Here is a 23,424-nt window from a genome sequence, read left to right on the forward strand (position 1 = left end):
GTTGAATCTACACTAGAATGTTGCTGCAAAACCGAAAGTGACAGTTTTGGCTGGAGGAGTCATCGAGTTATCCGTTGCCACTCTGAACGGGTCACTGCCTCTCATTTGAACTTCTGGGTCTTGACCTGTGTATTTTGTCCAAGTAATTAAGTTTTCTACCGTTGCGTAGGCACGAAGTGCAGTAAAGTGCAAGGTCTTCAATACGTTTTTAGGGAAAGTATAGCTGAAAGTAGCCGTACGGAAACGTACAAACGAAGCATCTTCTACATAGCGACTTGACCCTAGCCAGTTATATCCTGAGTTGAAAAGAGCTCTCGGAACCATACTGACGTCACCTTCTTTTCTCCAACGAGCCAGTACTTCTGTACTTTGGTTACCAAAACCAAACATATTGGTAGTGTTCATTCTGGTGGCGTTTACTACATCGTAATCATTTCGGAAGTTGAAGAAGGTCGTTATTTTGAAAGATTTGTAAGAAACACTTCCACCAAAACCACCTGTAAAAGCTGGGTTTGAGTTACCCAAATACACCAAGTCCATGTAGTTGATATTACCATCTTTGTTGACGTCTTCGTACATGGCATCGCCTGGTTGGAAAGTGTAGTCAGTATTAGGGTAATTAAAACGCATATAAACCGATTGCCCGTCTGGAGTTACGATTGGCTCTCCGCTTTTTCCTTTCGCTACAGTGGCAGATTTGTCTTTGTAAACACCCAAATATCGGTACCCATAGAACGAGCCAAATGGATTGTTTACCTGCATATAGGTCATGTAAGCACCGTTCAAAGTAGCGTTGCCACCTGTACGAGGATATAAATCAGAAATTTCACGAATTACGTTGGTATTACGAGCTATGTTAAAGTTGAAATCTACATTCCAATCTTTGGTTTTGTAAGGATTATACATCATGTTCAATTCCCAACCCATATTTTCCATGGTACCAACGTTCATTTGTACGTTGCTGAAGCCAGTGTATGCAGGAATTTGTAGGTTTTCGAAGAAGAGGTCTTTTGTACTGTTTTGGTAAAATTCAGCATCCAAAGTCAATTTTCTTTTCGAAGTAATAATGTTTATTCCTAGGTTGCGACCAACGATTTTTTCCCAACGAAGGTTGTTCAGTTGCATGGTTTGTGGAACTACAGCCGCATCGCCCAAATATGACCAACCCAAAGTATTGTATTTCCCATAATACAAATAATCATAGCGAGGTGCATTACCACTTTGACCATAACTAGCACGTATACCAAGGTGCTCGAAAATGTTTTCAAAAGGACGCATAAATGGTTCGTCAGATAGAATCCATTTGGCAGAAATACTAGGAAACAAACCATAACGATAGGCAGGGCCAAAGCGTGAGTTACCATCACCTCTGATTCCCAAGTCAATGATATAGCGGTCTAAAAATCCATAATGAATATTCCAAAGTAAACCTACATTACGCGTTTGAGAAACTCCAGAGGCTAATCTAGAAGTAGTCAAGCGAGCTGGGTTTGAGGCATCGGTTAAGTCAGATGATGCTGTATTGGTTACGTAAGATTCCTGCCAAACCGATTTTACATCAGAGGTATTCAATGCCCAAAGCGAAGTGAAATCATGCTTGGTATTCTTGATTTTTGGGGTATAAATCAAGGTTGATTTGGTAGTTACCGCAAAACCATCAGCATCGCCATCTGTCGCTACGTTTACAAACGAACTTGTAAAGGCTTGTCCAGTGGCTACTTGTGGCAAAAACGAGCTTGTCTTGTTGTTATTGATGTCAAATTGAACGTCAAAAGTGGCTACCCATTTGCCTGGAGCAAGGTCGTACTGTACTTGGAAGTGCGGAATAATACGCTCTGAGATAATAATATTTTTCGCAGATTTTACCATGGCAACGGGGTTGTAAGTGGCATTGGTCAAACCTGTAAACGTACCCTGAATGTTGGTCAATGGAGAGAAATAGTTTCCTGTCAATTGTCCTAAATCGTTGTATTCATAGATACTCATGTTAGGCATTTTACTGTAAGCTACCGAACGAACTAAATCTCTGTTTCCTGTCAATGAAGACACATAGTTACGATTGTTTACTGAGTGAGTAAACGAAAGGTCAGTTTTGAAGCGAATACGATTGGACACGTTATAGTCCAAGTTGATACGAGTATTGATACGGTCGAGACCTGTCCCGATGGTAGTACCTACTTGGTTGAAATACCCTGTCGAAGCATAATACTTCGCTTTTTCACCACCACCCATAATTGATACGTTATGGTCTTGAGAATACCCCAGTTGCGTAATAGCATCTACCCAATTGACATTCTGACTATAATTGTTATACCAATAGGGGTCATTGGGGTCATATTGGAATTCTTTGATCGTTTGTGTATTCAAAGGAATCCCATTTCTGTTCATATATGCTTCTGGAATCAACATTGAGTACTGATCACCCGAAAGCATCGGAATAGCATTAGGTTGCTTTGAAATAGAGCCTTTAAAAGTGTAAGTTACTTTCGGTGTTCCAATGGCACCACGTTTGGTATTAATTACAACCACCCCATTGGCAGCACGTGAGCCCCACATTGCAGTAGCAGCAGCATCTTTCAAAACAGCAATATTTTTAATATCCGAAGGTGCAAGGTTCAATAAAGAAGCATAACCCATTTCGTCAGCAGTACCGAAGTTGAAATCGGAAGGAATGGATGTTTCGTAAGGCATACCATCAACTACAATCATGGGATCAACCGAAGAGTTGATAGAAGAAGTACCACGAATACGAATTTGCATCCCTGTACCTGGGTCACCAGAGGCAGCTGTAATATCTACCCCTGCCAAACGTCCTTGAAGCATTTGGTCAATAGAGGTTCCTTGCATATCTTCCAATACCTTTGCATCAATTTTAGCTACAGCAATGGTTGTATTTCTTTCAGAAACCGTCATCAAACCGTTGTCTGTTGGTTTGGCTGTTACAACAACTTCATCTAAGTCCGCCGAACTAGATTCCATCCAGATTTTGATATTGCTACGGCCTTTGATCGCTACTTTTTGAGTTTTAAAACCAATACTTGAAAATGAAAGGGTATTATTTTGGTTTGAAACTCTGATAACGAAGTTTCCCTCAACATCGGTAGTCACACCTTTAACGATACGGTTGTCTTTGTCAAGCTCGGCAACTGTAACGTCAATTACCGCCGAACTATCCTTTGCTTCAACTACTTTCCCTCGAACCGTAAATAGGTTGGGGGACTGGGCATGGCTCCAGCTAACTCCTGTCAGCACCAAGCCACATATTAAGAGTATTTTGGTTAATATTTTCATTGGCTGTGAACATAGTTATTCACTATGTAAGTTTGGTTGGAGAATTAGTTCGACTTTAGGTAATTGTCAATTAAGTGAATCACGGCACGGTTCGACAAGTTGTTACTTTTGTTAACAATTACTGTGGCCTTACGCAACTTAGCATCTGATAAACTCATGGCACCCTTGCTGTTTAAAACAGTGATATTTACTGCATCGCCGTTTGCATCTTTTAGGAGCGTTTCCATCGCACCCGATTCTTTACCATCAGTTGCTACAGCCTTTTTGTTCAAAATATGGTAGTTGATAAAATCCTCTACTTTTTTCTTATCCAATAAACTGGTTGGGTTATATACTGGCGTCTTTGTTGCACCTGTTCCTATACCCGGCAAAACACCATCATTTACTGCTGCCTGAATGGCAGCATTATTTGGAATAAATAATGTGTAGAAAGAACCTTCACTTACATTTGCAATGGCATTTGTTGCAGCAGTGTACACGGTAGAGTTTTTCAAGTACTCGAAAAAGTAACCAAAATCAGATGTTAGGGTAGGAGCTAGATTTGCCAAATCCTTCCCGATTGGGTCTGCTATTATGGTATTAGCAGGTGCAAAATTGAGCACACCGGTAGTATAATATACTTTACCATTTGCCGCAGTTTTGCTACTCAAAACCGTCAAAGGTGCTGTTTTAGTACCTGTGGAATAAACCTTATTTCCATCAAAGCGGATATATTCACCGTTAATGGCATCTATTACGCCAGATCCAGAAAGGTTGTCCAATTCTTTGTTAGGGGTATAAATAACCGATGTTGCAACAATTCGCTGAAGGTTGGCCAAAATCGAAGTTCCTGATGTACGCGTTGTTGTACCTGGTGCTGTATAACCCCATTCACTATTGGCTACGTTTGACACAGATTTTGATATATCATAATCGTATCCAGCCGCATTGAAAAGGTCATCACTAATCATAAACAAAACATAATTTACGCTAGGATTCAGGATCGTATTTTTCCAGTCCATATCCAAAATTCGAGTCATCATCGAGTACTTTGGATCCAAGTATGATTTTGAATATACTGATGAGAAAAGGTTAGATTCTTGAACTTTATTTGTTCCGTAGAACATGGCGTTACTCAAGATTTTCTTTTCTACTACGTTAGCATTTGCATTAAAACGCGCTTCCTCTCCCAAAGCATTGAAAGAGTTTTGAAATTTTGTTGGCCAAACAGTTGATGGAAACAAATGCGCATTAATCAAGTCGATGATAATACCTGGAGGCATCGCATCCAATGAGCTGTAGTTTTCCAATAATACTTTATTTATATAGGGTGTAAGCACATCGTTGGTAGGAACGAAAATGCTCCACATATCTAGCTGAGCATCATTTTCTGCATTTTTTAAGAAATTTTCACAGTTGGGCGAAAACGTTAAAAACTTGCCCGAACTAGCTTGTTTATTATAGTTTTTCACATAAACCTTATCTCCTTTACCAGTCAAGTTGGCGTATTTGATAGTCATGGCATCATTCAAACCGAATGTCGTAGCATATTTCTCAATGAGGTTACGGAATACACTATACTCAGGTTTGTTTCTGATATACTCATCAATGGAAGGCTGTACCGTTGGTACATCATCTATCTCGTGAATCATTCCATTTTCTGCAAAAATATCAGCCGTAATTACTTTCGAGTTCATCACGTTGAAGCCACTATAGCTTACATTGGGATAAAAATAATTGTAGTCGGCAGCAGTAAGACCACGAGCACTCAAATACTCATCTGTAAAATAAGAAATATGTTTGTTGTTGTTATCGCCAACGATATAATTGCCATTCTGACGGTTGGTTGCTACAGATTTGAATGAATTTCCATCAATAGATTTTTCGTCGTAAAAGCCTGTATAGTAGGCAGTTTTTCGTCTGAATGCACGTGAATCTTGCCATCCAGTGGGTGCCTGATAATCTGCCAAGCGGTTTTTGTCAAAAGCATTAAATACCAATAAGCCCTGAACAATTTCACGGGCTTTGGTTGAATCCATAGCGTTGAGGCTTTGCCCCGAAGCGGTAAAATACTTATTAAAGGCGTCATCATTTGGAGCAAAAAAGGTCCAGTACCCCGCACTAGATAGAGTACGTTGGTAACCACTTTTATCAATGACACCCAACAAGGTTTTGAAATTTCCTCGTTTCGAAAGTACTTGATAAATGGGAGGTTCGAGTGTCTCAGGACGTTTGTAGATATCCAACTCTTCTTTGGTACAACTACCTAGAAAAGTACTGATGAGCACACTCAGTACCAGCCAGTAGCGAATAGAGTATCGATGCATCATGCGTTATTGTTGAATTTGAGATTTACTGATTTAATAGATTAATTCTATCGGATTTATTGGTTTGCTTTTGCCGTTTGGATTGGTAACTACTCTGATAGGTAGCACGCGCATACCGAGTTTTGTTATTTAGTGTTAAAAAACAAAAAGTGTTGAATTGACACATTTGCCAAATTTTTACTCTACTCAAGTATTATTTGACAGATGTATTAAGCGAACAAAAATGAAGTTAAAGATTGGTTACACGCCAAATAGGGAAGGAAAGCTTGTTGTTACGCATTAAATGAAAGACGTGTAGTTTCGTTAAAGGTATATGTTTTTCCATAAGATTAAATTGGTTTATTAAAGGTTATTACTCTGTTTGTGTCGGGGTGGTTAGCTAATACATTACTTGTATTGTCGATGTAAAATAACAAGAAACTTAATCTATAACCATCATGCCTCATCCTGTTAGTGATGAAAAATCTTGGAATAATTCAATAATGTTTTTTGATTCTAATTAATAACTTTTTAAAGTACAAATTTTTGTCTAAAATACTCACAAATAGCCAATTGGATAGACTTTCGGGGATGTACATGAGTCATTCCTAATTGAGTGATTTAGTGATTAGGCGAATGAGTGATTATTTTGAATATATATTTTACTTGCGGAGACGCAATGTTTTACGTCTAACGAGGGCGTTATTTTTATTTTGAGGAAAAAAGATGCTTGAGGCTTAACGGGTATTTGGTGTGATCATTAACTACATGCCTTCCTCATGATTGAAAATTCCAATTAGTGGGTGAATTTATTCACCCGTAACAAAAAGTAAAATGGTTTCATTAAAAAAGCGGTCGAAAAACAATCTTCGACCGCTTTTGGATACTACTATCCGATGTCTGACTCGGCTTAAGACGCAATCATTGCGTCTCTACTGCTAGAATACAAATTTTAACATAATCACTCATTCGTTCAATCACTAAATCACTCAATTAGTGATGACTCATGTTCGTGCTGAGTTTATGGCATTTTTTTGAAGCCTTCCCATTTAACCTTCCACTGTCCATTGGTTGGAAACGAAGTTTTACCTGTTGGTAAATCATCTCTGTTACACATCATGGCAATCGTTGCTAGTAAACCACCGTTTCCAGGCAAATACAAACGTAGACGTTCGTCCTGAAAGTTGTGTCCATTTGGCAAATAAGTATTGGTTCTGATATTCATCATCAATCCGTCAATGGCTTTTTCTGGTCGTCCTAGGCGTGCGGCAGTCATGGCAACCATTGGGAAATCCCACCCCCATGTATCATGCCATTGCCATACATCCCAAACCTTGTCAAAAGTACGTTGCATTGTCGGCATATCGAGCATTGGTGTTGGCGGAAGCATACCCAAAGCTCCCAAAACCGATGGGTGATCTGTCAAAAATTTAGGATTAGTATAAGAGTCTTGTGCCGATTCGGTGGCTAGATATACGCCATCTTTTACAGGTAGTTTTGATAAATTTTGAAGGATTTTATCATACTTTTCGTTGGGTTTCAAACCCATGGCTTTGCGCCAATCTTGTGCAACTTTCAAGGCCCAATGCCAGTAGACCAATTCATAGGTAGGATTGAACGTTTCTTCTGGATTAAATCGTTCTTGCGCTGGTATAAGCCCTTTTCCTAAAATATAACGCTTATTTTGCTCATCCCAATGCGGATATGTTGCCATGAAGTCTGCGGTGGCAAATACCAACTTACTGTATTTTTGTAAGGTTGCTTTCGTTGGTCTTTGGCGACGAACTAGCTCTGCAAAATAGATAAAATGAGGTTGCTGCCAAACCAAAAAAGCCCCTACCGACGACGGAGATTCTTCTCCAGCAGGATCGGTCATTTTTTGCCATCTAGCACCTTCATAGCCTTGGCGTTTAGCAATTCCCACCGCATTTGGATATACTTTTGTATACCAATCCAAACTTTTCTCTAATAAATCAACTCTTCCCCAAAGTGCGAAGTGGATACCATGCCACCAGTGCATTTCTAGGTGCGGTTTTCCATACCAAGAGTTGTACGTTAATCCTGTTTCTTGAGGAGGCTGTTCGTTAGCACACTGTATTTTGGTTAAGTATTGAGAAAGCACAATTCTTCGTTCTAACTCTTTTGCACGGACATCTGTACTTCCTTCAAAATCGATTGCGCCACCGCTATTCCAAAAGCTTTTCCAAGCCGAGATATTACGTTGGTTAATAGCAGGGAAATGACTAGCTGTCGTAGGTTTTTTTCTGAAAAATTAGCCGAAAATTCCCACGAACCATCTTCAACTTTAGGCGTTAAAATAAACTCGTGAGCTTGTTGGCTTGCTATAGTCGCATTTTTACTCCAGTCTAATCTGACAAAATACTGGTCTGCATCTAACTGATGTTTTACAACTGCCGATTGACTTTGAGCTGACACAATGGCTGATTGGTGTTGGTCTGGATTTTTGTAATTAGTACCGCTATCCAAAAATTGATTACTTGGAAAAGGAAATTTAAGAAAAACCTGAATTTGCCCAGTTTTCAATAAAGTCGATTGAATATTTACCGAAACTACATCCTGATTTGGGTCGCAAACCGTAAGTACAGTTACGGGCTGACCTTCCAAGGTAAAATGACTGGTAATTTGTCCAGTATAGGGATTTAATTGCTGATTTTGAACCACAATATCTGTTATCTGTGCAGTGTTACCATCTTTTTTCTTGAATATAAAACCAAGATTCCCAAGCTGTAATCGATGAGGGTTTTCACGATAATAGTTAATAGCTTCCTTGCTTTTGGCATTTTTAGCACCTTGTACGCTGTAAGTAACTTTTCGTCCGTTGAGGGTATATTCTTTTAAAGTTTCCTCGAATTTGACATTCTCTTTATTGGGAAAAGAGTGCCAACCCCAAACAGATTGTGTACCAAGCGGTACACCATTGGTATAATAACTTGGAAAACTCTGGAGTCCAGTGGCATCAACGGTAAAGGCAAATCGACCATTTCCGACTGAGAGTGAGGCTAATGTGTCAAATGAGGCAACAGAAACAGTGTGTCGTTCGACAACCGCTTTACGATTAACTTTCTGTGCATAAGAAGAGAGGTAAGTCATTCCCAGAAGTCCTAGGAGCATTAATTGTTTTTTCATCATCCTTCAATATTAGATCTAGTTTTTCTCAAAAGAGCATTTTACTAGATTTATACTGAAAGAGGGGTTAGGGTTTAGTTAAAAGATAATCTTAATAGAAAATATCGCCTAATGCCAATAGCTGATAGCCTAAATCCTAACCCCTCATAACCTATTTTGCTTCTTTATTTTTGACAAAATTATCTACCCATTTCATCAAAACTACCGAAATAACCATACTTGCAATTACGGTATATCCCAACCAATCATATCGTTCCAAATGTCCATCTGGCGCTTTTATAACGATTGCGCCTGCTAATAATGAAGCCAAACCACCCGAAATTTGTTGAATAGAAGAGTTGACACTCATAAATGCACCTCTATCTTCAAGGTTTGGAACGGATGTCATTAGAGCCGAAGCTGAAATCATACGTGAAGAAATCCCCGCAAACATGAACACGTTGATAACCATAATGATTTGAAGTGGAGTTGTTCCGAGATTACAAAATATACCCACTAATAATGAACTGATAGCAGAACCAATTACAAACATATTATACTTGCCAAAACGGTCACTTAATTTTCCAATCATCGGCCCAAAAAACAAGGCTGCCACACCTGTAACTGCATATAGTAGAGGAAGTTGGTCGAGCGTTAATCCTAAGTTTTTGGTACTAAAAGCACTCCCAAATGGCATCAACATGAAACCTCCAGTAGCCAATAAAACCGTGCTAGAAAATGCTCTTAAATAATGCGGTTTTGATACGGTATGAAAGAGATGCACAAAAGGATTTCCATCTTTTTGTAGGGCTAGATGGCTTGTCAAAGGCTGCATTTTAACTAAGATAATAATGCCTACTAGGATACCTACCATCACAATCATCCAAAATGGGGCATGCCAATCAAACATATTGGCGAGTTGCAAGCCTATTGGTAATCCTAGTACCTGACTAGCTGCAAAAGACATTTGGACAAATCCCATAACACGCCCACGAACTTCAGGTTTGAAAATATCAGAGATAACGGCAACCGATACGGAGCCAATTACACCGCCAAAAATACCAGTAAAAATACGAGCAGCCATCAATAACTCATACGTTGGAGCCATAGCACAAAATGCAGTACCGATTAGAAAACCTACATAGAAAAATAAAAGGAATTTTTTGCGGTCAAATTTGTCGGCAAATCCCGCTGCCAGTAATCCAGAAGCTCCTGCACTAAACGCATAGGCTGAAACTACTAGTCCAAATTGTTGTGGCGTAATATGAAGTTCTGGCATGAGGATAGCACCCAAAGGTGACAAAACCATGAAATCAAGCACGACTGTGAATTGAATAAATGAAAGTACCGCAATCATGAATTTCTGATAGCTAGTAAAGATTTTTTCTTGTTCCATTGAGATAGATAATTGTATTTATTAAGAGAAATTTTAGGGTTGAAGTGATTTAATGACTTGTTTAAAGGTAAGATACATTACATCTTCTGTAAGCTCAAATGGTTCGCCTGCCATATTATGACCATCTTGGGCAAAGTGAATTAATTGATATAAAGGGGCAAATGCCAAGGTCCAGAAAACTTCTTTAGGGAGAGGAATTAACTCACCTTTTTTAATAGCGCTTTTTAGAAATTTAGTCATATTAATCCTAAATTCTTGAAAGTATTCCTCCCCAAGTTTTTTCTTATAAGGAGAGTTTCTGAATTGTTCAATAAAAGCAGCAGAGATAGGATTTTCAAGCACATATTTCGCTCGGTTTTTCCATTGTTTCCACAAACCAGCTTCAAATGACTCCTCAAAATCAAAATCTTCAAAAGTGACTTCCTGTATTTTTTGCCCAACCTCAATGCCTAATTGCATGATGAGATCTTCCTTATTTTGAAAATAGATATACAAAGTAGCGGGAGAAACATTGGCAGCTTTGGCCAATTTATGCATACTAAAGCCATTAAAGCCTTCTGCTACCAATAACTCAAGGGCTTTTGTTCTGACTAATAGTTCTTTTTGTTCATCTCTTAATCTCATAGTACAAATATAAATGAACATTTGTTTATTTATAGGATTTTAGATTTTTTTTCCATATTGACCGATGACATTGAACGTTTTTCGATATTGCTTACAATTTTTCCCTTCGATATTAATATTTCGAGTAAAAAAATACTCCCACAAGGCTTTCATGATTAAAATCTCCCAAACATAATAATCCTATTTTAATCATGAATGAAAAAAAGACAATGGTATGAGTCGTAGAGGTTTTCTCGACTTATCCATTAAATCAACCATAGCAACAACTGCTGTCATTTCTGGCTTTCCGACGATTGTTCCTGCCTCTGTGTTTGGTAAAAATGCACCAAGTAACCGTATTACCATCGGTGCGATTGGAACAGGTCGTATCTCACGTGGTCACGATATGCCAGGAGTTTGGAAGTTTGATAATGCCCAGATCATTGCAGTTTGCGATGTCGACAGCAACCGTGCCAAATTGGCCAAAGATTTGGTAGTGGATACTTATTCGAAGAAAAATGGAAAACCTTACGATGGGGTAAATGTTTACACTGATTATCGTGAATTACTTAATAACAAAGATATTGACGCTGTTTTGGTCAGTACTCCTGACCACTGGCACGCGCCAATTGTGATTAGTTCTGTTCGTGCAGGAAAAGATGTATATATGCAAAAGCCAGCCTCTTTGACTATTTCAGAAGGTAGAGCCATGGCGGATGCTGTAAAACAAACCAAAAGAATAGTACAAGTAGGTAGCCAACAGCGTTCGAGTTGGCAGTTTAGATATGCTGCCGAATTAGTAAGAAATGGCAGGATTGGCGAACTCAAAACTGTATATGTGGGCTTGCCGGGTGACCCGGGGGGCGAAGTTGAACCTCAAATGTCGATTCCATCAAATTTCAACTACGATATGTGGCTGGGTACAACACCAGAAGTATATTATACTGAAAAACGGGTACATCCTCAAGTAGGTTTTGACCGTCCGGGTTGGTTGCGTTGCGAGCAGTTTGGGGCTGGGATGATTACAGGTTGGGGTTCACATCATATCGACTGTGCTCACTGGGCTATGAATATGGAGCATTCGGGGCCAGTAGAAGTGTGGGGACGTGCAGATTTTCCGAAAAGTGGTTTGTGGGATGTTCACGGGATATTCAGAACCGAGGCTATGTATGCCAACGGAGTAAAAATGGTGGTAACGAATGAAATCGCTAACGGTATTCGATTCGAAGGAACAGAGGGCTGGATTTTCGTTTCTCGTGGGGATGCTTCCGTGACTTCATCGGACCCTGTTGCCAAACAACAAGCTGCCAAGGCGATTGATGCTAGTAATCCTAAGATTTTAGAATCGGTGATTGGGCCGAATGAAATTCATTTGACCGAAAGTAAAGACCATCATGGCAACTGGTTGGAAAGTATTATTTCACGAAAAGATCCTATTGCTCCAGCCGAAATCGGTCACCGCTCATGTAGTGCTTGTTTATTGCATCATGCGGCTATGAAGCTCAAACGTCGTTTGTATTGGGATCCTAAAAATGAGAAATTCCTGAATGACCCAGAGGCAAATACTTTATTGTCGAGACCTCAAAGGGCAGCCTATGCAGTTCGATAATGTAAAGACTCAATGCTTGCGTCTCACACACCAAGCTGATTGTTTTCAATAGGACTTATTCTTGAGGTAATCTACCGCATTTGTTGCTGACGCATGGTTGCTGGAGATAACTCCAGCAACGGCAAAATAGAATTGAGTGGGTTTGTTGCTGACGCATGTTTGCTGGAGATAACTCCAGCAACGGCAAAAATCCTAAGATTTTAGAATCGGTGATTGGGCCGAATGAAATTCATTTGACCGAAAGTAAAGACCATCATGGCAACTGGTTGGAAAGTATTATTTCACGAAAAGATCCTATTGCTCCAGCCGAAATCGGTCACCGCTCATGTAGTGCTTGTTTATTGCATCATGCGGCTATGAAGCTCAAACGTCGTTTGTATTGGGATCCTAAAAATGAGAAATTCCTGAATGACCCAGAGGCAAATACTTTGTTGTCGAGACCTCAAAGGGCAGCCTATGCAGTTCGATAATGTAAAGACTCAATGCTTGCGTCTCACACACCAAGCTGATTGTTTTCAATATAACTTATTCTTGAGGTAATCTACCGCATTTGTTGCTGACGCATGGTTGCTGGAGATAACTCCAGCAACGGCGTAAACGGCATAAATGATAATCATTTATATAAAATTTTCAAAAATGAAGAAAAGATACTTGTTAGCTGCCGTGTTGATGGCGGGATTTTCTCAAACTTTTGCTCAAAGGAATGAGCAAATCAAATTAATTACCCTCGACCCCGGACATTTCCATGCGGCTTTGGTTCAAAAAAATATGTTTCCTAACGTAAGCGCCGAAGTGAAAGTCTATGCGCCTCAGGGGAAAGACATAGATATGCACTTGGCTCGTATCAACGGCTACAATACTCGTGCGCAGAACCCTACAGCTTGGAAGGAAATTCTGTATACTTCACCTGATTTTTTTGAGAAAATGGTTTCAGAAAAGGCAGGAAACGTAGTAGTAATGGCTGGAAATAACAAAAAGAAAACCGAATATATCAAAAAAGCTATTGATGCAGGATTTAATGTTCTCGCGGATAAGCCAATGGTCATTGAGCCTAAAAACTTTGATATGCTGAAGACTGCCTTCGAATCAGCAAAGAAAAAGGGTGTCTTGCTCTACGACATTATGACCGAACGCTCCGAGATTACTACGATGCTTCAAAGGGAATTTTCAATGGATGCTTCGGTTTTTGGTACACTACAAAAAGGAACACCTGAAAATCCTGCTGTAACTAAGGAAAGTGTTCACCATTTTTGGAAATATGTTTCTGGAAGTGTGCTCACTCGTCCAGCTTGGTTTATGGATGTAGCACAGCAAGGTGAAGGTATCGTAGATGTCAATACGCACTTGGTAGATTTGATTCAATGGGAATGTTTTCCAGAACAAGTTATAGATTATAAAAAAGACATCAAGCTCACTTCTGCAAAAAGATGGTCAACAGACATGACATTGACACAGTTTAAGGAAATTACTCAGTTGGAGCAGTTTCCTCAATACTTACAAAAGGATGTAAATGGTGATGTTTTGAAGGTATATTCTAATGGAGAAATTAATTATACCATTAAAGGAGTGCATGCAAAGGCCTCTGTGATTTGGGCCTATAAAGCTCCTGAGGGCGGTGGCGATACGCATTACTCTATTATGCGTGGAACCAAAGCCAATCTTGTTATTCGTCAAGGAGCAGAGCAAAAATACCAACCTGTTTTATCTATCGAACCACTCAAAAACTCAACAGACTTTGAGCAAAAGCTTGTTTTGGCAGTTGCTAAAATTGCACAGAAATTTCCCGGTATAGAAGTCCAAAAAAACGCAAAGGGTTGGGATGTAATTGTTCCTGATAAGTACAAAGACGGGCATGAAGCTCACTTTGGTTTGGTGGCGCAACGCTACATGCAATACCTGAAAGATGGAAAGTTGCCTATTTGGGAGGTTCCTAATATGTTGGCAAAATATTACACAACAACAGAGGCTTTGAAGCTTGCTCAAAAAACAAAATAGTTTTAGTGAAAACTCCCCTAAATAATTCAGTCAATGCAAAATAATAGAAGAGAATTTATAAGAAATACCTTCGGTACCGCTGCTGGAATTGTACTAGCTAATCAGGCTGCAACTGCCTTAAATACTTCAAGCGCAGAATCAATGAATGCCGAACCTAGGATTAAGTTTGCCGTAATTGGTATGAACCATGGGCATATCTACGGTCAAGTCGAGGCTGTTATTCGTGGAGGAGGTCAATTGGTTGCGTTTTATGCCAAAGAAGCTGATTTGTTGGCTGCATTTGCCAAACGTTATCCCAATGTCAAGCAAGCAAGTTCCGAGGCGGAGATATTGAATGATAAGTCTATTCATTTGGTATTAAGCTCTGCTATTGCCAATGAGCGTGCGCCTTTGGGTATACGTGTGATGAAGTCAGGTAAAGATTTTATGTCTGACAAACCTGGTATTACTACCCTTGAGCAATTAGCTGAAGTTCGTAAAGTCCAAAAAGAAACCAAACGAATTTATTCAATTTTGTTTAGTGAACGCTTGGAGAATAAGGCTACTGTTAAAGCTGGTGAATTAGTAAAAGCAGGCGCGATTGGCCGAGTGATTCAAACCATTGGTATGGGGCCACACCGTATTAGCTTGTCTTCTCGTCCTGCTTGGTTCTTCAACAAGGAGCAATTTGGAGGAATTCTTTGTGATATTGCTTCTCACCAATTTGACCAATTTTTGTTTTTTACTGGGTCTACCAAAGCTGAAATTGTAACTTCACAAGTTGGCAATGTGAACCATCCACAATATCCAAACTTTGAGGATTTTGGTGATGTTATGATGCGTGGTGATAAAGGTACTGGGTATATTCGGGTAGACTGGTTTTCTCCAGATGGCTTAAAAACATGGGGCGACGGTCGCTTGACTATTTTAGGTACTGAAGGGTATATCGAAATTCGTAAAAATATAGATATTGCAGGTAAAGAAGGTGCTAATCATTTGTTTCTTGTAAATCAAAAAGAAACAGTACATATCGACTGTAATGATGTGGAATTACCATATGGTCGTCTTTTGGTAGATGACGTGGTGAATCGCACTGAAACTGCCATGTCTCAAGAGCATTGTTTTTTAGCCACCGAATTAGCGATTAAAGCTCAAAAATATGCCAAGCAATTGAGTATTTAGTTAGAATAAGGTCGGTTTAAAGGCACAAAGTGGTTAAGGGTTTATGTATGAAAAACCTCAATCATTTTGTGCCTTTTTTAGTTTTTGAGACTACGCCATTGACTTTGAAGCATTGGTAACTCATGGAAAACTGATTCGACCTTAGTATTCTATTCACTTATTCCTAGTTTTTTAAACCAAATTGTGAATTGTATTTTTCGGATATTTAATAAAATTGTTTAAATATCTTTTCATACGCTTATCTTTGCATTAATACATCTCAAATCATTCTTCTGCTTCAGAAATTACACCTTTATTAAAGATAATATCAGCCTCTTCCATACAACTTGTTGAAATACTAATATAAATTTTCAAAGAATATTTAAAATCAATTAGGGATTTTGTCCTGTTGTTTGACTATACAGTAATATACCCTGAATCAAATCTATGAAATATCAAAAGTTAACGGATGAGCAGTTGGTGGTGCTAATCATGGAGGATAATAAATATGCCTTTGAGGAGGTTTATCATCGTTATTGGTACAAACTTTTTGGTGTGGCCTATCACGAAATAGGCACAAGGGAAGAGGCCGAAGAGCTAGTCCACGATTTATTCGAAAGTCTTTGGAATCGCCGTCATCAACTCAACATTAGGATGTTGAGTGCCTACCTTGTTGTGTCTATCAAACATCTGAGTACAAATTTTATAAAGTCCCAAATTACCAATAGAAAATATCAGGAGTATCTCATTTTTAGTGAGTTGCGACAATCCCATGCCACAGAGGAGGTTGTACATTTTACCGAGCTATCAGAGGCCGTAGAAGAGGCCATGAAAAAACTTCCAGAAAAAACTTGTGAGGTTTTTAGAATGAGTCGGTTCGAGAACCAATCTGTTAAGGACATCGCAGTGAAACTAAACCTCTCTGAAAAAGCGGTAGAATATCATATTACCAAATCTCTTAAACTCCTAAGAGAAAATTTGAAAGCCTACCATCAATCATAAACTATGTTGAAATGTAAACACCTAGCGTGATTATCTAATTAGCCTTTTACGAACATGAATCAATTTGAATTTGACCAATTACTCGAAAAATATCTGAACGGGGAATGTACCCCCGAGGAGATTGCTTTTGTTGAGCAATGGTCTGAAAATATGCTTTCCATGGCAACCTCACCGCTGAGTGTGAGCGAGCAACAACTAATGGAAACACAACTTTGGGAAAAAATCCAACAAACTGTAGGCATTAAACCTTTTCGATGGAAGCCTTGGGCTTTGGCCGCGAGTATTGTGCTCCTGATAGGTCTAGGAATAAAATGGTACACTTGGCAGGATAGCCCCGAACATCTTATCCGTGAGTCAATTGCCTCAAGCAATTGGGGCGTTATAGACTTAACCAATCATTCTACCAAAGTCCAAAAATTAACCTTGGAGGATGGGAGTGAAGTTCAATTAAACCCTAATTCCACGATATCCTACCCTGAACATTTTGGACAAAAAACCAGAACTGTATACCTCAAAGGGGAAGCGTTTTTTTCTATCAAAAGAAATCCAGCCAAGCCATTTGTGGTACATACAGGTGAGTTGGTTACTGAAGTTCTTGGGACGAGTTTTACCATTAAATCCTACGAGAATGCCAAAGCAATAGAGGTTTTGGTTCGCACAGGTAAAGTGTCTGTCTATGAGCGAACTAAGGCAGAAAATACTAGAAAAAATGGGGTGATTCTAACTCCAAATCAAAAAGTGATTTTTGAAAAAGAATCCAAAAAAATTATTCCAAGTCTAGTCGAAGAGCCCGTTGTGATAGTGCCTCCCGTACAACCAACCCAACTCATTTTTGAAGATGCTCAGCTTTCACAGGTGCTGCAACGCCTAAAGGAAAGTTACATGATTGATTTTGAGATAGAAAGTGATGCTTTTGAACATTGTGTTTTTACAGGAGATATCAACGACCTTTCACTTCATACGCAATTAAATCTCGTTTGTAAGGCTGTGAATGCCAGCTATGAACAACGAGGAACCGTTATTTTTCTTTACGGCTCAGGTTGTAAATAAAAAAACCTACAGTGCGCGAACACCGTAGGTGCATTTCCTGCTCGAACTGCAATTCGAGTACCCACTGCAATGGGTATCAGGGGATGTTTTTATCCAGTTACAGTTAAAAACAATTAAAATTATGAAAAAAACGTACTATTTAAAAAGATTCTCTCCGAAGCAATGCGAATCACTTTGACCCAGCTATTGCTGTCGTTTGTGTTTTGTGGGATAACCCTAGCAAACGATGCTTTTTCTCAAGAGGTACTCAACAAGAGTATTTCTCTGAAACCAGAAACAATCACAGTTAAAAGAGCTTTAACGCAAATCGAAAGACTTGCTGACGTAAAATTTATTTACAGTCCAAATTTGATTCAATCAGAGAGAAAAGTAAACCTTTCTTTCGACAATAACCGTTTGTCAACGATTCTTAATGAATTTTTGACTCCTTTAAATATTTCTTATGAAGTCGTTGGTAACAGAATCGTACTTAGTAAAAAGGAAATAGAAATTGTTCCTCAAGCGACTAATACGAAAGAACTCCCAAACGTAATAAACGCCGATATAAACGTAACAGGACAAGTAACTGACGAAAAAGGTCAGCCTTTGACTGGGGTATCGGTGTTGGTAAAAGGTAGTACAAGAGGAACTACATCAGATGGATCTGGTAATTTTAAAATTGCAGTGCCAGATAACGATGCGGTATTAGTTTTTTCATTTGTTGGGTATAAAAAGCAAGAAGTGAGTGTGGCTGGTCGAAGCAAAATCATGCTTTCTCTACAACCTGAAAACCAAAACTTAGAAGAGGTTGTGGTTGTAGGTTATGGTACACAGTCTCGTAAAAACTTGGTTTCTGCGGTAACTACCATTAAGCCTGAAGACCTAAACAAAGGGGCTATTTCAGATGTTGGACAGTTGCTCCAAGGTAAAGTGCCAGGCTTAAATATTACTCGTAGTGGCGATCCAAACCGTTCTGCGGCTATTATTTTACGTGGTGCCTCCACACTTCGTGACGGAGCGCAATCACCACTTTTTGTAATTGATGGTGTGCCTGGTGCAGATATTTCACTCATTGCTCCAGATGATATCGCTACTATGGATGTATTGAAAGATGCCGCTGCAACGGCTATTTATGGTAACCGTGCTTCAAATGGTGTGATTATGGTTACTACTAAGCGTGCCAATAAAGGACAAATGCAGGTGTCTTATGGAGCATATATGGCAGTTGATAAAGTTTCGAATAAATATGAAATGATGGATGCCAATCAGTTGAAATCTTTTCTTTCTGCCAATGGACAGGCTTTAACTGCCGACGACGACAAGGGAGCTAATACCAACTGGCAAGATGCAGTACAACGTCGCGAAGCATTTTCCCAAAACCATAATTTATCTTTTGGTGGTGGAACAGAAAATACAGTCTATAATGCCAGTATCAACTATTTCAACCAACAAGGTATCATAAAATCTTCTGGATTGAGCCGTGTGGTTGCTCGTTTGTCGATTGAGCAAAAAGCAATGAATGATAAATTGAAATTCGGCTTGTCTGTAACCAACTCTATGAGTGACGCTGATTGGGTTCCGTATAGAAATACCGTGCTTGCACAAATGTTGACGTATTTACCGACTTCGCCAATTAAAAATCCTAATGGTACTTGGTTCGATAACTTCAACAAAAGTAGTTATTATAATCCTGTTTCATTAATTGAAAATGGTACTGAAAAATTGAAATACAAAAGTCTCATTGGTACATTCTTCACACAGGTGAAATTACCTTTCGGACTAACGTATGATTTGAAACTTTCTTATCAAAGTTTTCAAACCAACTATGGGGCATATTACAACAGTTATTATACACAATACTACAACAATATCAGAAGCACGCCAGAACCCCCAGGTAACCCATCTTTCATAAATTTGGTTGGTACAAATGGTTTTGCTACCCGCAACTCATACGAGAATCGTCAGAATCTACTAGAAACTTACTTGACTTGGGATAGACAATTCGGTGATCATTCCATCAACGCTGTTCTAGGTTATTCTTGGCAAGAAAGTATCAACGGAGATGGTTTTCAGGCAACAAGTACCAACTTCCCAGTAGATGCAGTCAGTTATAACAATCTTGGTATGGGTAACCCATACGCTATCCCTTCTTTCCGTGTAAACTACGGAGGCGATAACTATCAACAGGTGCGTTTGATTTCTGATTTTGCTCGTTTGAACTATAATTTCAAAAACAAATATTTGTTACAGGCTTCTGTTCGTCGTGATGGTTCGTCTGTTTTTGGAACCAATAAACGTTGGGGGTATTTCCCATCAGTTGGTTTGGCTTGGCGTGTAGACAATGAGTCGTTTATGGAAAATCAGAAGATTTTTGATGAACTCAAATTGCGTGTAAGTTATGGGGTAACAGGTAACTCTTTGGGTTTCAGTCCTTATACTACCAAATTGATTTATGGAAATGTTGGTACATTTTACTACAACGGAACACAACAATCTGCCATTGGTGCTTTACAAAATGAAAATCCTGATTTAGGTTGGGAAAAAACAGCTACAGCCAATATAGGAGTTGATTTTGCTGTGGTAAAAGGAAAAGTGAGCGGTAGTTTGGAGGTTTATGACAAAACTACTTCTGACCTAATCTGGACTTATCCAGTGAGTACAGTGTTGTATCCTAATGGTTCATTGACTGCCAATGTAGGTAAAATGAGCAACAAAGGTGCAGAGTTAACGGTAAATGTAGCTGCTGTTAGAACAAAACATTTTTCATGGAATACAACTTTGAACTTGGCACATAACCGCAACAAAATTGAAAGCCTGTCAAACTCTACCCTCAAAACAGATTCTGTAAAGATTGTACAGCCAGATGGCGGAGGTCAAACAGGTGAAACAGTACAAGTTATCGTGGCTGGTATGCCTATCGGTCAGTTTTATACGTACGAATACGCTGGAAAAAATGCCAATGGTATTTCACAATACTACAAAGCAAACGGCGAGTTGACAACCCGTCCTGAGATTGGTAAAGACTACCGTATGCTCGGAAACGCTCAACCAAAATTGTTGTTAGGATGGACAAACTCGTTTACCTACAAAAATTTTGATTTGAATGTATTCTTCCGTTCGGTGATTGGGAATAAAATCATGAACGTAACCCGTGCAGATTTGTTTAGACCAAGCACTGCTCGCTTTACCAATATTCCTGTAGAAGTAGCAGGTGAATCGGCTGCTGATTTCAACTCATACCGCTATTCATCAAGATTTATTGAAGATGGTTCTTATTTGAGATTGGATAATGCCACTTTAGCCTATACTTTCAAAAATTTAGGAAAAAATTTCAAAAGAGTGAGAGTGTATGGCTCTGTAAATAACCTGTTTGTCATTACTGGTTATAAAGGAATTGACCCTGAAATCAACCAAGGTGGTCTTGCGCCAGGTGTAGATGCCAATAATTTTTATCCTAAAACTAGAACCTTCTTAATTGGTGTAAATGCGTCTTTTTAAAAGAAAATCCCCTGTTTTACTTTTAAAATTTACACAGTAAAAGTTTTAGGTTCAATTCAAATTTTGAAAACGATGAAAAGATTTTTAAATATATTTATTCTATTTTTTGGTGCAATCGGGCTGTATTCCTGCCATGATTTGGATGTACCAGTAACTACTCAGCTAACCCCTGACGTATTTCCTCAAACTACCGCTCAGTTTGTTCAGGCTGCAGGGCCAACCTACAATAGTTTTCGTCAAAGCTTTGCTGTAGAGTATTGGTTTTTACAGTCTTTGAGTACCGATGAGGCCATTTTACCAGCTCGTGGTGGTAACTGGTATGATGGTGGCAGATATGAACAACACCATAAACATACGTGGAATCGTGACAATGCGCACGTTCAAGGGGCTTGGAACTGGTTAACCTCAACCATTTCAATCAGTAACCAAAATATATTCTTGATTTCTAAGGCTGCCGAATCTGACGCCAAAAAGACGTCAATCGCCGAATTGAGAACGATGCGTGCGATGTGCTATTTTATGATGATGGATTTGTGGGGCAATGTACCTGTTACCACACAGTTTGGCGATACCACAACAGCCAAAACTACGGCGCGTGCAGATGTGTTTAAGTTCATTGAAAAAGAGCTGAATGAAAGTATCCCAACGTTGAGCGAAACTGTTGGACAAGAAACCTATGGTCGCCCAACTAAGTTTACGGCGTATGCGATTTTGGCAAAAATGTATTTGAATGCTGAGGTTTACACTGGTACAGCTCGCTGGAACGACGCCATTGCGGCTTGTGATAAAATCATCAGCTCTGGAAAGTTTGCACTAGAGTCAGACTACAGAAAAATGTTTTTTATCAATAACGGTCCGCAAATTAAAGAATTTATTTATGCCATTCCTTATGATGCTTCTGCTCCGAATGGTTACATGTTCTATGCGCGTTATGCCTTGCCAAGATCCTTGAGAGCGAAATATAGTCTGCCTTTTACGCCTAGTGCTGCTTGTAGTACTTTACCTGAGTTTTATGCGTATTTCAACGATTCAAAAGACGTAAGAAATCAGCAATGGATTACAGGAAAACAATTTGACTATAAAGGTAATCCAGTAATGGTGAGCACGACAAAACAAGGTTTTGACGAAGACTACAAAGGTGCTGATGCTTCTGCTACGCTAAATTATCAGGTGGAAATTACACCAAATGTAGTAATTAAAAATGCGGCAAGTTTCGACCTTGGCAATGACGAAAAAGCTTGGAATATGGGTTATAGAAATAACAAATTTTACTGTGACTCAACTTCCGCTACTCGTAATCAAAATAATGATGTTCCAATTTTCAGATATGCTGATGTACTATTGATGAAGGCAGAGGCAATTTTAAGAGGAGGAACTGCCACCAATGGACAGACTGCTTTAAGTTTGGTGAATGAGGTTCGCGCAAAACGTACTACTTCTCCTGCTTGGACATCTGTGAGTTTACAAACTTTATACGAAGAGCGTGCTCGTGAGTTTACTTGGGAGACATGGCACCGCAATGACATGATTCGTTTTGGAAAATATGAGGATAAATGGGGTGTGAAAACAGATAGTGATATTCGTAAACGTCTCTTCCCGATTCCAACAAATGCCTTGCAAGTCAACAGATTACTTACCCAAAATCCGGGGTATTAAGTAATCGAGCACAATTAGATTTAAGTTATGTGTTTAGGGACAAGGCAACAGGCACAAGGCAAAGAGTGTTAAAAAGTTTTTTATTCACGATAGATATGTTTTTGCCGAATGCCCAAAGCTGAAAGCCAAAGGCTCAAAAATTAAATTTTATTTTGCCCACCTACTTAAGTTAGTGGGCAAAATAGAATTTAATTTTTGTGCCCAAGGCATTCAGGTATCAGCTTTCGGCGGTGGGCTTTGTAAAAAAGCATGGCTGTGGTTAATAAAAACATTTTAACACTCTGTGCCTGTTGCCTTGTCCCTAAACACATAACTTAAATCTTATTCTGCTCGAATACTTAAGTTAGCACGCAAAATAATATTTAATTTTTGAACTTTCGTTTTTCAGCTCAGGGCATTCGAAAAAAGCGTATCTATCGTCACTAAAAAACATATTTAAACTCTTTGCCTAGTGCCTGTTGCCTTGTGCCTAAAACACAAAAATTAAATCTAATTCTGCACGATTACTTAAGTTAGTAGGCAAAATAGAATTTAATTTTTGAGCTTTCGGCTTTCGGCTCTGAGCATTCGGTAAAATATATCTATCGTTACTAAAAAACATTTTAACACTCTTTGCCTTGTGCCTGTTGCCTTGTCCCTAAAATGAAAATCTTAAATCTTATTTTGTACCAAACCTTAAGTTGGAGGACTGAATTTTGAGGTAGGATTGGAAAGGTAATATTTGATTTGGGATTTCTAATGTTTGAAGTAGAAGATAATATAGTAAAAAAAGGAAGTATCCCACCGCAATCCAA

Annotated in this window: 13 protein-coding genes and 1 pseudogene; 8 read left to right on the top strand and 6 right to left on the bottom strand. The window is 39.0% G+C overall.

The annotated features are described in order from the left end of the window. Positions 1 to 12: 12 nt before the first annotated feature. The 6 genes from BWI92_RS12950 to BWI92_RS12970 all read right to left on the bottom strand — a co-directional run bounded on the left by BWI92_RS12950 (position 13) and on the right by BWI92_RS12970 (position 10,722). Entirely contained in the window at positions 13 to 3,291 is a 3,279-nt protein-coding gene (locus BWI92_RS12950; RefSeq protein ID WP_095163681.1) for a SusC/RagA family TonB-linked outer membrane protein, read from the bottom strand. Between the two features lie 44 nt (positions 3,292 to 3,335). Next, positions 3,336 to 5,600 carry a fasciclin domain-containing protein gene (locus BWI92_RS12955; protein WP_095163682.1) on the bottom strand — a complete coding sequence of 755 codons (2,265 nt, stop codon included), beginning with the start codon at positions 5,598 to 5,600 and terminating at the stop codon, positions 3,336 to 3,338. A gap of 997 nt (positions 5,601 to 6,597) precedes the next feature. Beyond that, positions 6,598 to 7,698 (bottom strand): hypothetical protein, encoded by a 1,101-nt coding sequence (locus BWI92_RS28215; protein ID WP_229363019.1) that lies wholly within the window; start codon positions 7,696 to 7,698, stop codon positions 6,598 to 6,600. Positions 7,699 to 7,709: 11 nt separating this feature from the next. Continuing rightward, positions 7,710 to 8,726: a hypothetical protein gene (locus BWI92_RS28220; protein WP_229363021.1), complete on the bottom strand. Its 1,017-nt coding sequence runs from the start codon at positions 8,724 to 8,726 to the stop codon at positions 7,710 to 7,712. Between the two features lie 148 nt (positions 8,727 to 8,874). Continuing rightward, positions 8,875 to 10,098, bottom strand: a complete 1,224-nt coding sequence (locus BWI92_RS12965; protein ID WP_095163683.1) for an MFS transporter — start codon at positions 10,096 to 10,098, stop codon at positions 8,875 to 8,877. Positions 10,099 to 10,131: 33 nt separating this feature from the next. Beyond that, positions 10,132 to 10,722, bottom strand: a complete 591-nt coding sequence (locus tag BWI92_RS12970) for a TetR/AcrR family transcriptional regulator (RefSeq protein WP_095163759.1) — start codon at positions 10,720 to 10,722, stop codon at positions 10,132 to 10,134. Between the two features lie 214 nt (positions 10,723 to 10,936). On the opposite strand from BWI92_RS12970, the gene BWI92_RS12975 reads away from it, so the two are divergent. The 8 genes and pseudogenes from BWI92_RS12975 (at position 10,937) to BWI92_RS13010 (ending at position 22,630) form a co-directional block, all read left to right on the top strand. Further along, a complete protein-coding gene (locus BWI92_RS12975) occupies positions 10,937 to 12,310 on the top strand; it encodes a Gfo/Idh/MocA family protein (RefSeq protein ID WP_095163684.1) in 1,374 nt (457 codons plus the stop codon). 191 nt (positions 12,311 to 12,501) lie between these two features. Continuing rightward, positions 12,502 to 12,780 (top strand): annotated as a pseudogene (locus BWI92_RS12980) (gfo/Idh/MocA family oxidoreductase); the annotation flags it as partial. Between the two features lie 166 nt (positions 12,781 to 12,946). Then, positions 12,947 to 14,305, top strand: a complete 1,359-nt coding sequence (locus BWI92_RS12985; protein ID WP_095163685.1) for a putative oxidoreductase C-terminal domain-containing protein — start codon at positions 12,947 to 12,949, stop codon at positions 14,303 to 14,305. Between the two features lie 33 nt (positions 14,306 to 14,338). Further along, positions 14,339 to 15,466 (top strand): Gfo/Idh/MocA family protein, encoded by a 1,128-nt coding sequence (locus BWI92_RS12990; RefSeq protein WP_095163686.1) that lies wholly within the window; start codon positions 14,339 to 14,341, stop codon positions 15,464 to 15,466. A 426-nt stretch (positions 15,467 to 15,892) separates the two neighbouring features. Further along, positions 15,893 to 16,447, top strand: a complete 555-nt coding sequence (locus tag BWI92_RS12995) for an RNA polymerase sigma-70 factor (RefSeq protein ID WP_095163687.1) — start codon at positions 15,893 to 15,895, stop codon at positions 16,445 to 16,447. Positions 16,448 to 16,501: 54 nt separating this feature from the next. Continuing rightward, complete coding sequence (locus tag BWI92_RS13000) at positions 16,502 to 17,497, top strand: FecR family protein (protein WP_095163688.1); 996 nt, start codon at positions 16,502 to 16,504, stop codon at positions 17,495 to 17,497. 162 nt (positions 17,498 to 17,659) lie between these two features. Then, positions 17,660 to 20,974, top strand: coding sequence for a TonB-dependent receptor (locus BWI92_RS13005; protein ID WP_095163689.1), 3,315 nt, complete (start codon positions 17,660 to 17,662; stop codon positions 20,972 to 20,974). Between the two features lie 72 nt (positions 20,975 to 21,046). Further along, positions 21,047 to 22,630, top strand: coding sequence for a RagB/SusD family nutrient uptake outer membrane protein (locus BWI92_RS13010; RefSeq protein WP_095163690.1), 1,584 nt, complete (start codon positions 21,047 to 21,049; stop codon positions 22,628 to 22,630). The last annotated feature ends 794 nt before the right edge of the window (positions 22,631 to 23,424 follow it).

The organism is Flectobacillus sp. BAB-3569 (assembly GCF_002270355.1).
In the GTDB taxonomy this organism is placed as follows: domain Bacteria; phylum Bacteroidota; class Bacteroidia; order Cytophagales; family Spirosomataceae; genus Flectobacillus; species Flectobacillus roseus.

Bases quoted from the DNA above. Each gene is read 5' to 3' on its own strand.
- BWI92_RS12965 (WP_095163683.1), bottom strand. From the start codon at position 10,098: ATGGAACAAGAAAAAATCTTTACTAGCTATCAGAAATTCATGATTGCG.
- BWI92_RS12950 (WP_095163681.1), bottom strand. From the start codon at position 3,291: ATGAAAATATTAACCAAAATACTCTTAATATGTGGCTTGGTGCTGACA.
- BWI92_RS13005 (WP_095163689.1), top strand. From the start codon at position 17,660: ATGCGAATCACTTTGACCCAGCTATTGCTGTCGTTTGTGTTTTGTGGG.
- BWI92_RS28220 (WP_229363021.1), bottom strand. From the start codon at position 8,726: ATGATGAAAAAACAATTAATGCTCCTAGGACTTCTGGGAATGACTTAC.
- BWI92_RS12970 (WP_095163759.1), bottom strand. From the start codon at position 10,722: ATGAGATTAAGAGATGAACAAAAAGAACTATTAGTCAGAACAAAAGCC.
- BWI92_RS13010 (WP_095163690.1), top strand. From the start codon at position 21,047: ATGAAAAGATTTTTAAATATATTTATTCTATTTTTTGGTGCAATCGGG.
- BWI92_RS12975 (WP_095163684.1), top strand. From the start codon at position 10,937: ATGAGTCGTAGAGGTTTTCTCGACTTATCCATTAAATCAACCATAGCA.
- BWI92_RS13000 (WP_095163688.1), top strand. From the start codon at position 16,502: ATGAATCAATTTGAATTTGACCAATTACTCGAAAAATATCTGAACGGG.
- BWI92_RS12995 (WP_095163687.1), top strand. From the start codon at position 15,893: ATGAAATATCAAAAGTTAACGGATGAGCAGTTGGTGGTGCTAATCATG.
- BWI92_RS12985 (WP_095163685.1), top strand. From the start codon at position 12,947: ATGAAGAAAAGATACTTGTTAGCTGCCGTGTTGATGGCGGGATTTTCT.
- BWI92_RS12955 (WP_095163682.1), bottom strand. From the start codon at position 5,600: ATGATGCATCGATACTCTATTCGCTACTGGCTGGTACTGAGTGTGCTC.
- BWI92_RS12990 (WP_095163686.1), top strand. From the start codon at position 14,339: ATGCAAAATAATAGAAGAGAATTTATAAGAAATACCTTCGGTACCGCT.